General features: G+C 43.1%; 9 protein-coding genes and 2 tRNA genes. 4 read left to right on the plus strand and 7 right to left on the minus strand.

What is annotated here, in order from left to right; translation table 11 throughout:
• Positions 1-24: 24 nt before the first annotated feature.
• The 4 genes from BLQ81_RS08745 to BLQ81_RS08760 are packed head-to-tail and all read right to left on the minus strand — an operon-like array spanning position 25 to position 8,048.
• The gene (locus BLQ81_RS08745; RefSeq protein ID WP_092729576.1) at positions 25-5,445 is read right to left on the minus strand and encodes an AAA family ATPase; all 5,421 of its coding nucleotides are present in this window, start codon (positions 5,443-5,445) and stop codon (positions 25-27) included.
• Between the two features lie 3 nt (positions 5,446-5,448).
• Entirely contained in the window at positions 5,449-6,165 is a 717-nt protein-coding gene (locus BLQ81_RS08750; protein ID WP_092729577.1) for a hypothetical protein, read from the minus strand.
• A gap of 60 nt (positions 6,166-6,225) precedes the next feature.
• Positions 6,226-7,020: a gamma-glutamylcyclotransferase family protein gene (locus BLQ81_RS08755; protein ID WP_092729578.1), complete on the minus strand. Its 795-nt coding sequence runs from the start codon at positions 7,018-7,020 to the stop codon at positions 6,226-6,228.
• Positions 7,021-7,022: 2 nt separating this feature from the next.
• Positions 7,023-8,048 (minus strand): hypothetical protein, encoded by a 1,026-nt coding sequence (locus BLQ81_RS08760; protein WP_092729579.1) that lies wholly within the window; start codon positions 8,046-8,048, stop codon positions 7,023-7,025.
• Positions 8,049-8,269: 221 nt separating this feature from the next.
• On the opposite strand from BLQ81_RS08760, the gene BLQ81_RS08765 reads away from it, so the two are divergent.
• Positions 8,270-10,414: an alkaline phosphatase family protein gene (locus BLQ81_RS08765; protein ID WP_092729580.1), complete on the plus strand. Its 2,145-nt coding sequence runs from the start codon at positions 8,270-8,272 to the stop codon at positions 10,412-10,414.
• Between the two features lie 97 nt (positions 10,415-10,511).
• Positions 10,512-11,582, plus strand: coding sequence for an AI-2E family transporter (locus BLQ81_RS08770; protein WP_092729581.1), 1,071 nt, complete (start codon positions 10,512-10,514; stop codon positions 11,580-11,582).
• Between the two features lie 35 nt (positions 11,583-11,617).
• Here BLQ81_RS08770 and BLQ81_RS08775 read toward each other — a convergent pair.
• The 3 genes from BLQ81_RS08775 to BLQ81_RS08785 all read right to left on the minus strand — a co-directional run bounded on the left by BLQ81_RS08775 (position 11,618) and on the right by BLQ81_RS08785 (position 13,741).
• Positions 11,618-11,699: transfer RNA gene (locus tag BLQ81_RS08775), tRNA-Leu, on the minus strand.
• Between the two features lie 110 nt (positions 11,700-11,809).
• Positions 11,810-13,231: an alanine/glycine:cation symporter family protein gene (locus BLQ81_RS08780; RefSeq protein ID WP_092729582.1), complete on the minus strand. Its 1,422-nt coding sequence runs from the start codon at positions 13,229-13,231 to the stop codon at positions 11,810-11,812.
• 436 nt (positions 13,232-13,667) lie between these two features.
• Positions 13,668-13,741, minus strand: a tRNA-Pro gene (locus tag BLQ81_RS08785).
• Positions 13,742-14,073: 332 nt separating this feature from the next.
• Between BLQ81_RS08785 and mobA the strand changes: the two genes are divergently transcribed.
• Together mobA and cobA are read left to right on the plus strand one after the other, a co-directional pair.
• The gene (gene mobA, locus BLQ81_RS08795) at positions 14,074-14,640 is read left to right on the plus strand and encodes a molybdenum cofactor guanylyltransferase (protein ID WP_092729584.1); all 567 of its coding nucleotides are present in this window, start codon (positions 14,074-14,076) and stop codon (positions 14,638-14,640) included.
• Positions 14,641-14,651: 11 nt separating this feature from the next.
• Positions 14,652-15,458 carry a uroporphyrinogen-III C-methyltransferase gene (cobA, locus tag BLQ81_RS08800; RefSeq protein ID WP_175454197.1) on the plus strand — a complete coding sequence of 269 codons (807 nt, stop codon included), beginning with the start codon at positions 14,652-14,654 and terminating at the stop codon, positions 15,456-15,458.
• The last annotated feature ends 15 nt before the right edge of the window (positions 15,459-15,473 follow it).

Raw genomic sequence — 15,473 nt, forward strand, 5'->3', positions numbered from 1 at the left:
TAAGAAAAATAGGTCACTGTGAAACTATTTGGAAAAGAGGCTTTCATACCCCATCCAATCTTCCGGTGGAGGGTTTTCGAGATATCGTTGAGACCGATTGATGAAAATTTCAAACACCGGATCCTCTGCATCTTGGAGCGTTCCTTTTGAAAAAATTTCAAAGGCTAAGGCAAAGTCCCTGCCGAAATAGGCATTCATGCCGGCATGGAGTAGGCCTTTTGTCGCTTCTTTGATTTCTTTCCGTTCCGGGCTTTCTGCGTCGATTACCTCGTAGAGGCTTACCGCCTGTGCTTTTCCTTTTACCGCTACTCGGTCCACCATTCGGATGGAAAACTGATCAGGATCTCCCAAAGATTGAAAGGTATTTTCCCCGATCAGAAACTGGGCACCATAGACTTTGGTGAGTTGCTCGATCCTGGAGGCCAGGTTGACGGTATCTCCCAACACAGAACATTGCATCCGGTCGTATGCCCCCATCGTCCCCAAGACCAAAGGGCCAGTATTGACTCCGATACCCATTTTCAGGATTGGACGGCCCTTGAACTCGGATTCCAGGTTGAATTTCCGAAGTGCTGCAGCCATGTTGACTCCGGCCTCTACAGCCTGCTGTGCAGGAACAGCAAAAAGTGCCAAAAACTCATCTCCTGAATAAGAGTCAATAAATCCGCCTGACTCTGAAATGTGTTTCCCGAGGTGGTTGAAGTATTCATTAAGTAGCTCAATCACAGATTGCGGGGTGAGTAACTCTACCAAAGGAGTGAAATTCCGAATGTCAGAGAAGAGGACTGACATATCCATGGAGACCGATTCTCCCAGTTTAACTTTGGCAATGTCATTATGTCCCAGGTGTTTCAGAAATTGAATAGGAACAAAATGCTGCTGTGCTTTCAGGAGTTTTTCCTGCTGTTCGTAGATTCGGGCATTTTCGATGGAAATGGCTGCTTGGGCAGCCAGCAATTTGATTACTTTGACCCGATCCTCTGTAAAAGCACTGTGCGTCAGGTTATTTTCCAGATAGACTGCTACATTTCCCTGATTATGTGTGGAAAGTGGCACACACATCATTGAAAGTGGCTTTTGATGAATGATGTAAGGATCTGAGGAAAAGGAGTTCTGTTCACGGGCATTCCCGATCACAATCGGCTTATTGGTTCGCAATGCCGTGTTGATCAGGGATGCGGGAATTAAGGATGGATCTGCCTTTCCAGCGACTTGGACAGGAATAACTTCTTCTGGATGATCCGCATCGTTTTGTGCCAGTACAACCAAAGTTCCATCCTTCTGTTCGACCAAGAATCCTTTTTTGGCCCCTGCATTTTCAATTAGGATTTGCAAAGTTGCTTTCAGTAGCTTTCCCAGCACCAACTCTCCGGAAATCATCTGAGAAGCTCGAAAAACGGAGCTCATATCCAAGAAATCTGCATTGAGCGTATCAGAACCCATGGTTCCTGGCGCGCTTAAATTTTGCCGGGACAAAGAGGAGCTGTTGTATTGTGAAGAAGTCCTGAAAACCTGATATTTTTTCTCCATCTCCTGGGTTTTTCTGTAAGCTCCCCATCGATAGTAGAGGTAGTGGGAGGCAAGCAGGTACCCTTCGGAAGCTTTAGGCAAAGTTTTTCGTATCAGAAACTGGGCAGTCAGTTCGTTTGCCAAAGCTTCGTCTCTTATAAATCCATTTTTATTGGCATGTTGGATGGATTGTTCATACAGATTCAAGGCCTCGCTGATTCTGCCTGCATGGCCGCTAAGTTCGGCCTCCATAAGTAATCGCAGGTGTTCGAAGTTTTCAGGGCAAGTTTTGGCCCATTTGGCCATTTTCTCCAGTCCTTGGTGCAAGATTAAAACTACCGACTCTTGTTCTTCCAATTCCAGATTGGAAAGCAGCATCGATCTGACTAAAAATGCGACGATTTGAAATCTTACGGATTGGGGCAATGACATCACGGATGCCATCAATTTTTCCTGTTCTTTAATATGAGGCATTGCCCCTGCAGGATCATTGTAAAATAGGTGAATTTCTGCTTTATAGATGTGGTAATTAGCGATTCCGGTCATGAAATGCCGCTCCAACATCCCGCTCACACACTCCATTTCGTCAAAATTCTCATCAGTCAATGTGAATTGACTTTTGGTCAGTCCCTGGAAGTTTTGCTGCATTTGCAGAAAGAGTGTGCCGGAATCATAGGAGTCCTGATACTCACATTCTTTTACAATGACGAGTAGTTTTCGCTGTTCCCGGGAGGCAGTTTCCAAATCAAGGGTCGGATCCCAGATGATACAATCCTGCGCACTGTAAGCCAAATACAATAAGTCACCGGATTGGTAACCGGCTTTGATGCCTCGTTGAAACCAAGTCGTCATACTGGACCAGTGATTGCTCCAGTGATGGACAAACATGGTGTAGACATAGATGATTCTAGACCTAAGGGAAATGTCGTCAAACTTTTCAATCAGATTCACAGCCAGTTTACCGTATTTATAGCCTTCAGCGGGATCTTCAAAATACCCCGATAGGAGCATGGCATAGCCTGCATAAGCAAAGGCCGTCTCGGGACTGTTGCCGTATTTTAATGCGATATTGACAGATTTCAACACCAGGTATGGAAACATTCTACCGGTTCCTGAAAGGAAAGCTGCCGGAAAAATTTCCATCAGAAGTTGACTGGCAATTTTCGCTTTTTCGTCAGTGATTTCAGGATTGTTGATGAGGTCAGCGACTTCTTTTCCGTTGAGGTTTTCAGTGACAAGCTGGACTTCCTCGGCGACATTTTTGGAGTCGGGAACTTGGATAAAATTGAACCCCAGAATGGCAAGTCCCTGATAGGCGGCTTTTATAGATTCGGGAAGTTTACCGATAGTGGCGTACTGACGCGTTCTTGCTGCCAAGACCAACCCTTTTTCAACAGGTGTTTTTGCATTTTTGAGCATGACTTCGGTCCAGTCATCCGCATTTTTCCAATCTCCGGTCAGGTAATAGCAGCTTTGCAATTCTTCACTGAGTCTCCACATGAGCGCGTAGTCATTTTCCCAGGAATTTTCATCCAGCATTTCAAAGCTGATCTTTAGATAACCCAGTGCGGCGTCATAGGCAGAAGAATGACGGGCTTTGATTCCAGCTTCCAGATTCAGGCGGGAAAACTCCCTGCGTTCTTTGGGATCATGAATTAAAGTCCTACCCTCATTTAAGTGGCCGACTACATCTACCAAGACTTCGTCGAGTTCTTTTGCAGTCGTGTGGGCAAGTATCAACCTTCCTATAGAAAGGTGTAAGGCCTGCCGCTTTTCTTTTGGAATCGTTGAATAGGCAGCCTGTTGCACCCGGTCATGTTGAAATTTGTAGATTGGATTGAGAAGATCAGAGCCAGACTCGCTAAAGTCTTGTATTTCTTCGTTTGTCGTGGCAAATGCAACCCCTACATATTTATAGTTTTCATTCAGCGGAATGACCATGTTGGATTTGATGGCCTCATACAGTTCTGCCGCTGTAGTTTCCATACTTCCTTCACGGATTATAGAAAGGGTTTTGAGGTCGAATGTAGCACCGATACAAGCTGCCAATTGTAAGACATGTTGCGTTGACTCATTCAATCTGTGCTGACCCGAAACCAAAAAATCAATCACGCTATCACTGTTTTCAACATTTTTTACGGCATTCAGATCCCAATCCCATGCTCCTTTATTCAGATTGAAAACGATGACTCCCCGTTCATGCAAGTCCTTTAACAATTCGATAGTGAAAAATGGATTTCCACCAGTCTTTTCATACAATACAGCACTGAGGGATTCAGATCTTGAATGGTCGCAAAGTAAGGTGTCCATGATGATCTGTTCTACGGCCTCTTGCGTAAGCGGCTGAAGTGGAAGTATTCCCACGTTTCGCTTTTTCTTGATTTCTTCCAAAGTCAAAATCAAAGGATGGGTGGCATCCACGGCGTTGTCGCGATATGCACCGATCAACAACAAGTGACTTTGTTCTTGGGCGGTGACCAATCTGTTGATCAGGTTGAGAGTAGGTATGTCACTCCACTGCAGGTCATCAAGAAAAATAACCAAGGGGTGATCTGCTGTAGCAAAAACTTTAACGAAGTTCAGAAAGAGTATCAAAAACCGGTTTTGGGTTTCTGCCGGAGAAAGTTCCTGTACCGGGGCTTGTTTTCCGATGATCAGTTCCAATTCGGGAATCAAATCCACTATCAGTTGTCCGTTGGTATCGAGTGCGGAGGATATTTTTGTGTTCCATTCGTCCAGTCGTTCTTTGGGTTCGCCCAACAATTGCCGGATCAAATCCCGAAATGCACTCGCTATCGCGATATAAGCGGCATTTTGTCGAAACTGATCAAACTTTCCGTGAATGAGGTATCCTCTTTTTTTGGCAATGGACCGACCTAATTCTTGAACCAATACAGATTTTCCGACACCTGAGTAGCCTGACACCAAACAGAATTCCACTGAACCTGTGCTGGTATTTTCAAAGAAAGTCTCCAGCTTATGAAGCTCTTGAGCTCTTCCATAGAGGCGTTGAGGAATTTGAAAAAGCTGGGATACATCCGAAAGGCCCAGCGAAAAAGCATCCGGATTTACCCCGTTTTGGAAGTTTTCACGCGCTTTTTCCAAGTCCAATGCCAGTCCAAAACTACTTTGGTAACGGTCTTCGGCATTTTTTGCCATCAGTTTTTCGATGATGGCTGATACCATTTTTGGAATGGCACTATCAATGCTTACCGGCGCGGGAGCTTGCTTGCTGATGTGGCAGTGAACCCACTCCAAGGCATCTTTGGCGTTGAAGGGAAGCTTGCCTGTGAGAAGTTGAAAGAAAGAAATACCGAGCGTATAGTAATCTGTGCGGTAATCAATGTCGCGGTTCATTCTTCCGGTTTGTTCCGGTGCCATGTAGGGGAGTGAGCCTTCGATGTTGTTTAGGAAAGCAACATCCTGATGCTCCCTGGAAAGCTCAGATGAAGCACTGAAATCAATCAGCCGAAAATCGGCAGAGTGGGGATCGATCAGAATATTTCGCGGGACGAGATCTTTATGAACAATCCCTTTTTCATGCATTTTGCCCAGAGACTTAACCAGAGGAATAGCAAGTGTAAAAAATTGGTCAAGGGGTAAAATTTGACCTGGAAAGGCTGCACTATGTTCTTCTAGAGAGATTCCAAACCGTTCCATTTCAATGGCCGATTTGCCATTTCCGAAATTGACCAAAGCGTTTGCCGCAATGATCCCTTCTCCCTGCAGTTTGGTGATGATTTGATATTCTCTACGAAGACTGGATAAGTGTTCTTTTTTGGGATATTGGTCAAGTAAAGTTTTTAAGACTACCTGAACGCCGTCTTTTTTTCTGGAGGCGAGGTACAAAATATGGGGAAAGGATTCTTTGATAATTTCCTCCACGACATATCCTGGGATATCTTCAGTCAGTGGTATATCGTGGAGGTTTTTCACAAATCAAATATTGAAAAATTGTGCAATAGTTTTGTGATATTCTTCTTGTGCTTCGTGCTTCAGTGGATACCCATGTCCGCATAATGCATGTTTATATTGGACTTTTTTCAAGCGTTCAAAATCTTCAGGTTTTGGCTGGCTTTCATGAAGCCAAGCAAGTCCAAGTCCGGCTTTTTTGAAGAAATTCATTTTTTCCATAGTGGGTACAGTTTCCTCATCAAAAAACTGATCTGGTTCCACCCAGTTTTGAAGCGAATCGCAGGCAATCATGATTCCGCCTTCACGATCGAGCCGGAGGATGCCTTCGGGTCTGGCTACAGTTTTGAATTCAAATAAGGTGCAGTCACCGAAAGGCATTTCTCCGCCTTCCCGGAGTTCCTTGTCTACAGTCAGTCCCTCCTGAACTCTCATGCCAGGCATTGCCCAAAATTTAGCCTTGTAGCGATCTACATAAAACGGATCATCCACTCCGTGCATATCACCGATCCTTACCACATTGATTACCTTACCCAGAAGATCCAGCTCGGCCAGGGCTTCATCTTTCAGTCGGACAGAGTTGATGATGGTAAGGTTTCCGTTTTCTCTAACGACGGTCATATTGCGGCTGAATTGCCACATCGAACCAAAGAATTCATTTTTCATCGTCCCGGTAACGAAAAATACATCTTTAAAAACCTCCTGAATTGGGCCATGGGGCATGGCCTCTTGATAGTTTTTCATGTTGTTGTTTGGTTGGGTTAAAGTTGTTTGGTTTTTCTTAAATATCTTTAAATGTACAAGTTAAGCAGGATCGGATAGATACCTTCCTGCATAGCTGAATTCTTGACTATACTCATTCAAGTAGGCATTTAGATAGGTTTGGACGGGTTTGGAAATTCGTCCCAATTTGACATCTTCCAAAGTTTCGGTCCCGGTGCTGGTATCGTGTCGTTTCACATGGAAAAGTGTCATGTCTTTGCCTCCAAATAGTCCTTCAATCACTTTCAATTTTGGCCGGGCTTTGCTCATATCGAATACTGCTCCCAGCAGTGCCGTAAGGTGCTTGTGTTGGGCCAAAGTCTCTGAAGTATAAATCGGGAAATTTCCAGCAGGAGCTTCAAATACAGGATACACGATTTCAGGTAAAAGCGAGTAGGAGCTAAGGTTGTAAATATAAGATTCACTAAGTTCTGCGGCCCTTGCCCCTTTCAACAGGATGTTTAAATACCTGCGGGTGGGAAGACAAGAATTATCCAGGTAATCCGGCATGCCGATATAGGCAAATGCTTTTATTATGCCAGAGGCGGTCTCCAATTGTACCTCAACGCGGTCATAGGCTACTCCGAATGATTCCATAGCATCCATCGAAGCTAGCTGATCATCGTGGCACAAATGAACCACACCTTCGACCAGGTCATCCTCATTATTGGAGCGTGCTATATTTCCCATTCCTCCCTCGTGCCGAAACCAATGCTGGACATTAAATGTAAGTTTCCAGCCTCTCAGGATCGCTTTTTGGGAATGGATTGGATCCACTCCTTTTGCCCTCAGAGAAATCAGATTCATATTTGACCCGTATCCGAAATAGTAGAACATTCCTATTGATTGAAATTGTACGCTTTGTCTTCCTGGTCCATGATTCTTTGGAAATCGGGATTATCAGTCCAGAACACGTTCAGGGATTCGAGAATTTCCTCTGATCTCCCGTTGAAGTTTTCCGTCATTCTTGCCTGCCATCCGGTTGCAATTAAGTCCTGCATTAAAATCTCCCTTTTTTCATCGGAATAGGGCTTATTGGTATAATAAAGGTATTGACTGGGGTGGTTGGCGATTAAGAATGGAGTGATGGTATCATCATCGTAGAGTTTGAGCTTCAGTACAGAAAGGGTCTTGGGTTTTTCGGGGATCTGATCCGGAAACAATTTTTGTAGCAAATCATGTACTGGTGACCCACAAGCGACAACAGGCTGAGTGTGATACCCATCAGAGGTAAGGCGCGCCTGAAGCATCTTTTTGACATAGGGTGCGAAAGTGTCATTAAAAGGTTCGATTCCCTGCATATCACCTCCGGGAGCTCCAATTGGAACACAATCCACAATGCTTTCGAATTTGGGAAAATCTGCAGGGTTCAAATCGTTGTAACCCAGTAAGTTTTCCCAGCGTCGGTTGGTTGGCGAAAAAATATAATCTGAGTAGATAAATGCTTCAATAGGAGGAAAATGCAGCATTTGTACCGATTTGACTTTAGCCAAAGAAAGTCCCCAAGGCAGCATGAATTGCATTCCCTTGCCCGTGGTTTTTATTACCTGATCGAGCTTTTCCTGATTTTGTTGGAGGATCTCCAAGGCAAGTGTTCCGGCCTCGATGAAGTCAGGAATGCATTGGCGATACTGACTTAGGTCATGATGAGGGCTGGAGATTTTGAGGTTGTAGCTATCCCCGATTTTCCAGACCTTGGCCCAGGCCCCAAATAAGCCGTCTCGTTGGAGCGTTTGGTTGATGAAATGCCCGATGTAAGTCTCCAGAGAAGTCATTCCATCGGCTGATTTTTCGGGAGTAAATGAAAAAAGCCGGGAAAGAAATTCTTCACTAAAATTTAATCCGATGTCGATTGTGTTTTCCATCTATTGAGAATAAAAGTAATGTTTGGAACTAAATTGAATTACGTTTTTGCCATTAATTGGCTGTAAGAAAAAATTAAATCGCATTTGAATGTTTGGCGGAATAATATAGGATTTTTTCCAGAATAATTTACTTAATTTAAGCAGTATTTAATACAATTTTGATTTGTGTACCGAAAGTAATTTCGAGCTTCTTCTCATATTTTTCATAAAAAGCCATTCCTATGAGTACTTTCCTTATCAGCAGATGTAAATCAGACAGCAAATACCTGGTCTGGAGTTTCAACACCGAAAAACAGGAGTTTTTTCGTTCCGTTTCGATTTCCAAAGATGCCGAGTATAATCCTACACTCAAATTCGCTCCGATTGGAGGATATGTATTGGAATGGGGTCCCGGTATGGATGCGGTAAATGGAAAAAATTACCCCTATAAGCTTTTTGAATTTGATCCGACTTCCTCAGATCCCCTCAATGGAAAGGCAATCCAACAGGGAGTTTGGTCCTCCAAGAAGTTTTGGGGCTACCGTGCTCACTATTCCGATAATCCAAAGGAGCAAAATGAGTTACCTCTCATTTCAATGGGTAATTTCATGTTGTTTTTCATTGGTGGAAAAGGAAGAGGCACCTACATGCTGTATAACTTTGATCCCAATTCCGCCAATCCCAATACGACGGATCCCATACCTTCAACTTATACGCCCCAAGGCGGCTTCCCTACGATACAGCAAGGCCATGAATTGGTCTGTATGAATAACTATGTCATTGACAGGCATGGTGATGGAACCAATGTCAGAATTTGGAGTTTTGATCCCCAAAATACTGTCCCACTCTCCATTCCGGAAGTCTGGAGTGGAAAGTGGAATGGAATTGACTCCCGGCATCAATTAGTGTCGGTAGGCGATAAAATCCTGACTTGGATCCCGGGAGAATCAGTTTATAAGCTTTGGTCTTTTAACCCTCATTCAGAAGTTCCATTTGAGGAATTGGCTATTGGCAAATTACCGGATGAGATCAAAAACAGTGATTCCTTAGTAGCCATCCAAAGCAAAACACAGATCGAGGCTGAAGGCGATATTCAGCCGGCGACGATGGACTACATGAGGTCCAAAATCAAGCATGTGGTTTATTACATGTTGGAGAGTAGGTCTTTTGATAATGTATGTGGGTGGCTATATGAAAAAAATCAGGCTGCCCTCAATTATATCGGTTCTGACAAGCCTTTCGAGGGAGCAAGCAGCCAGAACTTTAATATGGACGGAGAAAAGAAAGCTTTCCAGAGCAAATTTCATGATGGGCAGCTGAGTAATCAGTGGGATTTATCGGATCAAAAGCAAGACCCATTCCATGACAACTCGGATGGGTTGCAGCAAATGTTCTACAACGGATATCCGGGCTATCCTGGCAAGGCTAAGCCAGATATGGGAGGTTTTGTTCAGAATAATTCCAGTGACGATGTCATGCTCAGTTTGACACCCGAGCAGCTTCCGATTCTCAATGGACTCGCGGAGAATTTTGCCATAAGCGATGAATGGTTTTGCTCGGTGCCCGGTGGTACCGACATCAACCGAGCGTTTGCGCATACAGGATCAGCAATGAATCGACTGGATACTTGGGAGGGAGGAAATATTTATCAAAATTGGAATCAGTACCCTCATCGTCCTTCGCTTTGGAAGGTACTTTGGAATAATGGGATCAAAGACTGGAAAATTTATAATGCCATTGAATGGACCAATCACCCATTCACTTACCACCTATATTTAGAAGGCCAAGTCCCCAGCATCGATGCCAACTCCAAGAATTACCTGGATAGCGTGGATAACTTTGTCACTCAGGCCAAGTCAGGTTCTCTCCCAAGTTTCAGCTTTTTGGAACCGGTGTGGATTGCTCCCGTGGGGACCTCTTCTTATCATCCCGGCGCAAGTATGGTTCCGGCAGAAGTGACACTGAACACCATCTATGAAGCCATCAAGTCAGGTCCTCATTGGGAGGACACCTTGTTTGTGATCACATTTTCCAAAAATGGAGGGATATACGATCATGTAGTCCCACCTTATGCGGCCAAGCCTTGGCCAAATGACTGGGCGGATGGGTTTGAATTTGATCTGATGGGGCCAAGAGTCCCTACCATTATGGTCTCACCCTGGATTAAGAAAAACACGGTTTTCAGATCAGGAGGGCCAAAACCATACGACTCTACTTCATTTGCAGCGACACTGCTTCAATGGTATGGAATTCCAAAAACCCGATGGGGGTTGGGAGACCGAATGGATCAAGCACCTACATTTGAGGGGATATTTCAGGAAAATGAAGCAAGAAATGATGCTCCTACACTTCAACCTCCCTATGACAAAGGATTTCCCCAAAAGTGAGATTGTTTCAGTTTATTTTCTCTGTAGGATGAAATTCACTGGACACCTTAGTGCAATTCAAACTATTTCCAGTTAATTTTTTTCGTAAAGAAATTTTATGAATCGCCTACAAGATATAGCCAACTTTCTGATCATAGTAGTACTGGGTGGTATCCTATTAATCGAAGGTGCATTTATCTTGGTGCCGCTAGTTTGGGGAGTTTTTTTCGCGTTTGCATTGTATCCTGTTTCATCATGGATTGAGCGCAAAAGGATACCCCGTGGATTAGCTATTTTTTCGAGTATTTTAATTGTTGGCCTGGTTTATCTTGGGGTGTTCTATTTACTTATCAATCAAATGGTTGGTTTGATAAAGGAAATTCCTGAAATCGGTAATAATCTTGAGGAAAAGCTTGGTAGATATATCGATGAACTCGGCCTTTTGATTGGGGAAGACTTGGAAGATCCCGGGAATAAGATTTCATTGCTACCCAGTGGCAACTTCAATCAGACCCTACTCGCAACTGGAAAGTCATTGACTTTGGCAGGAATTGTGCCTCTTTTTACATTCTTATTGATGTATTACAAGGATTTTTTTATCGAATTTTTAGTTCGGTTTTCATCCAAAAACAAGGAGCTCATTCTCAATTGGGCCACGGACTCAGGTCATATTATCCAGTCTTACCTTGCCGGGATAATCCGGGTGACGGGGATAGTAGCGCTAATGGCGGGGCTTTTCTTCTACCTGATGGGAATCAAGTATTTTATATTGTTTGCTTTATTTATCGCGATCATGAATCTGATTCCTTACGTGGGGGTTTTTATCTCCTCCTTTTTTGTCATTCTATATGTGTTTCTTACCACAGATTCCTTGTTCCCGCCGGTTTTGACCTTTGCTGTTCTATGGGGAATTCAACTTCTTGAAAATAATTTAATCACGCCCTTGGTAGTTGGGTCAAAAGTTAGGGTGAATGCCCTAGCTGTGATTTTAGCCATATTACTGGGAGGTTGGCTGTGGGGGATATCCGGAATGGTACTTTTCATTCCATTAGTGGGAGTTTTGAAAATTACCCTAGAAAGGAGTCAATCTCTGAAAGCATTTGCGTATTTGTTGGGAGATGACATTCCGATATCAGAGGAAAAGGAGAATTTCTGGAAACTGTTGCAAAAACGGATTCAAAAAAAATAAAAAAGCAGACCATTTGGTCTGCTTTTGAAATATTGTGCGGATGAAAAGATTCGAACTTTCACACCCGAAGGCGCTGCCACCTGAAAGCAGTGCGTCTACCAATTTCGCCACATCCGCATCATTCGATTGGTTTACAAATAAAGTAAAACTCTGACACCTAAACTAAACGAGAACTCAATAAAATTGAGCTTAGCTTAGCTCCTTTCATAAATAGCTTTGACAGCCAATCACTTCCATAAATCGGTGTTTTCAATCCCAACATTCTTTGCTATAAATACAGGGTCTTTTCCGGCTTTTCGTTGTTTTTTGTAATCTTCAAAAGCCATATATGCGGGTTTTCGGAGTAATAGTATGGCTATGATATTCAACCATGCCATTATTCCAACACCGATGTCTCCGAGAGTCCAGGCTATTTCTGCGGTTTTTATAGAACCATAAAATGTTGCGATAAGGATCGCTGACTGGAGTAATTTGATTGCCAATTTGGAGGATTTGTTTCGGGTTAGATAGCTCAGATTAGCCTCTGCGATAAAGTAATAAGCCATAATAGTAGTAAATGCAAAAAATAAAAGAGAGACGGCAATGAATCCTTTTCCAATACTGGGGAAGTGGGTGCCAATCGCATACTGCGTGTATTCGGGACCAAATGGAACACCAGGCAGGTTTTCTACAATAAAGCCGCCCTCAGGATTCACTACATTGAATTGTCCGGTGAATAAAATCATCAGGGCTGTAGCAGTGCAAACAAATAAAGTATCAACGTAAACGGAAAATGCCTGTACCAATCCTTGTTTCACCGGGTGAGAGGCCTCAGCAGCAGCGGCAGCATGAGGTGCAGTGCCTTGACCCGCTTCATTGGAGTAGATTCCACGCTTTACACCCCAAGCAATCGCCATCCCGAACACCCCGCTGTAAGTAGCCTCCAGATTAAATGCAGACTTGAAGATCATGGCAAAAACAGCAGGCACTTCTGTAATATTGATAACGATGATAATAACGGCCATTAGAATATAGGTCATGGCCATAAACGGAACGACTATTTCGGCGACTTTGCTAATCCGTTTTACGCCGCCAAGAATAATCAAGCCAAGAAAAAATGTGACGACTATTCCAGAGTAAAGAACAGGGATGTCAAAAGCATTATTTGCACTTAGTGCAATACTGTTACTTTGAACCCCGGGAAGAAATAGAACGGTGCTCAGAATAGTCGCAACAGCAAAAATTACCGCGTACCATTTTATGCCTAGTCCTTTTTCGATGTAGTATGCGGGACCACCTCGGTAAAGCCCATTATTTACTTCTTTGTAGATCTGGCCAAGTGTAGATTCAATAAATGCCGAAGAAGCACCCAAAAATGCGATTACCCACATCCAGAAAATCGCCCCGGGACCACCCATGGCAATCGCTGTGGCAACTCCTGCAATATTGCCAGTGCCCACTCTACCGGAAATTGCTATTGCAAAAGCCTGAAAAGAAGAAACGCCTTTTTCAGAGGACTTTCCTCCAAAAAGCAGACGGATCATTTCCTGGAAATAGGTGATTTGAACAAATTTGGTTGCAAAAGAAAAGTAAACTCCTGCCGCCAGACACAAAAATATCAAGGCATTACTCCAAATAATACCATTGATTGTATCAATTATCTCCTTCATAAATTAGATTATATTTTCTTTAAGGTTTTATTTTTTAGAAATCAAGCATTGAAATAGGGGCTAAGTAGCGGAAAAATTGTGAATAACTTGATGAATGGGTTGAAAAATGAGGGGATTTGGTTTTGAGTGCAGGTTAAGATAGGGCATGGTAGAGGGAGGGATTTTGCTTTGTTGGGTTCTCTCAAATGACATAGAAAATCACAGATATTTGGATTTTTTAAATCAATCAATAGCCACTGGATTTTCATCCAAAGGCTATATGAAACTAAGTCGGGGTGGCAGTCCCGAAAGCTTTCGGGAGAACCTACGACCTTCCCGATCTGAATCGGGAAGCGATACCGGGCTACGCCACAACCCTCAGATTAAGCAAAAGGATGGGAAGGAAAAAGGCAAAAAAAAGCCTCTGGATTTTTATCCAAAGGTTATTGAAACTAAGTCGGGGTGGCAGGATTCGAACCTACGACCTCCACATCCCAAATGTGGCGCGATACCGGGCTACGCTACACCCCGAAGACTTAAATTTTAATCTATTTTTTTAACCGGCACTTTTGCCAATTGAGGGATTCGAACCTGAGACCTTCCCGATCGAAATCGGGACGAGATAAAGGGCTACCCTATACTCTGCTTTCTGTTAATTTTTGGATTATCAGGTCTTTTTTTTAACGGCATGCAAACATACGGATTAAAATCTTTGCTCAAAGCAGAGGTTTGAAAAAAGATGTTTTTTTTCAAAACCCGACAATTTTGATTACACAGCTTTTTTCTCATTTTTTGAAAAAATACGTAGAACATAAGTATAAATACGTATTTGTATTTATATTTATTCTCAATTTAAGTAATCTATGGATCCAAATCTGTCGGCCTATATTCTTTGTGGAGGAAAAAGCTCCCGAATGAAAACCGAAAAAGGACTTGTCCAATTTCAGGGAAAAAGCTTTGTTCAATGGATTCTTGAAGCCCTTTATCCCTTGGTTCTATGCCCAGTTTTGGTTGCCAAAAATCCAGCTTATGAATCATTCCAATTGGATATGATTTCTGATAGGATCGAAGGCAAGGGGCCCTTGGGAGGAATTTATTCAGGTTTGACTCATTCCCCCACCGGTTTAGTACTTATTCTAAGTTGTGATATCCCGAAAATTAGCACCGATGTTCTTGCCTTTTTGCTTCGATATTCCACTAGAAATCCTGACAAAATCACCTTTCTTTCAGATGGAGAGAATGATTATCCATTGATTGGAGTTTATCCCAAAAAATGTCTAAAAGCTGTCGAAAATTCAGTTTTAAGAAATGAATTGAAACTTCGACAGTTTGTGGAAAGCCAAGCTCATCAGCGGATTTTGCTGAGCCCCAGTCATATTCAAGCGGTTCAGAATATTAATACCAAAGACCAGTTACTCAGCCTATCTTAAACCTGATTACCATGAAAATCTCACCAAAAAAAACTCCTCATCTCACGCTGATCGGAGCAGGTCCGGGGGATCCCGAATTGCTCACGCTAAAGGCAGTCAAAGCCTTGAAGCAAGCTGAAGTAGTGCTTTACGATGCCTTGGTCAATGAGGATATTCTTGACTTGGCCAAAAATGCGGTCAAAGTTTCGGTTGGAAAGCGAAGAGGATCCCATTCTTTCACTCAAGACGAAATCAACCAATTGATCGTCACCTATGCCTATGAATTTGGTTCTGTAGTTCGGCTAAAAGGGGGAGACCCTTTTGTGTTTGGCAGGGGAAAAGAGGAGGAAGTATTTGCCGGAAAGCATGGAGTTGAAACAACGGTAATTCCAGGGATTTCATCCTGTGTTGCCGTGCCTGCCTCGATTGGGATTCCGGTTACCTTTAGGGGAATTTCCGAAAGCTTTTGGGTGATAACAGGTACTAACAGCTCGCATGAATTGTCGGGCGATATAGCACTGGCAGCTCAGTCTTCAGCTACAGTAATAATCTTGATGGGATTGTCGAAAATTGAGGAAATCACCAAGATTTATAAGGACTTAGGGAGATCAGATTTACCCATAGCAATCATTCAGAATGGTACCCGAAACGATCAGCGAGAAGTGATTGGCACGATTAAGTCGATCGTTAAACTTTCTGAAGAAGAAGCAATCAAAGGTCCGTCCGTTTTGGTAATCGGAGAGGTGGTGAATTTTGCCGGGGTAAAAAAAATAACGGAGGAGATTTTTGCTTGCGAGGATGAATTTATTTTCCAGAATCTTGGAGCTTTTCCATTTTAAAAGAGTAAAAAGACA

Origin of the sequence: Algoriphagus alkaliphilus, from assembly GCF_900103735.1 — a bacterium.
Taxonomy (GTDB): Bacteria; Bacteroidota; Bacteroidia; order Cytophagales; family Cyclobacteriaceae; genus Algoriphagus; species Algoriphagus alkaliphilus.

Coding starts and splice junctions, on each gene's coding strand:
- BLQ81_RS08770 (WP_092729581.1), top strand. CDS start 10,512: ATGAATCGCCTACAAGATATAGCCAACTTTCTGATCATAGTAGTACTG.
- BLQ81_RS08765 (WP_092729580.1), top strand. CDS start 8,270: ATGAGTACTTTCCTTATCAGCAGATGTAAATCAGACAGCAAATACCTG.
- BLQ81_RS08780 (WP_092729582.1), bottom strand. CDS start 13,231: ATGAAGGAGATAATTGATACAATCAATGGTATTATTTGGAGTAATGCC.
- BLQ81_RS08755 (WP_092729578.1), bottom strand. CDS start 7,020: ATGTTCTACTATTTCGGATACGGGTCAAATATGAATCTGATTTCTCTG.
- cobA (WP_175454197.1), top strand. CDS start 14,652: ATGAAAATCTCACCAAAAAAAACTCCTCATCTCACGCTGATCGGAGCA.
- mobA (WP_092729584.1), top strand. CDS start 14,074: ATGGATCCAAATCTGTCGGCCTATATTCTTTGTGGAGGAAAAAGCTCC.
- BLQ81_RS08760 (WP_092729579.1), bottom strand. CDS start 8,048: ATGGAAAACACAATCGACATCGGATTAAATTTTAGTGAAGAATTTCTT.
- BLQ81_RS08750 (WP_092729577.1), bottom strand. CDS start 6,165: ATGAAAAACTATCAAGAGGCCATGCCCCATGGCCCAATTCAGGAGGTT.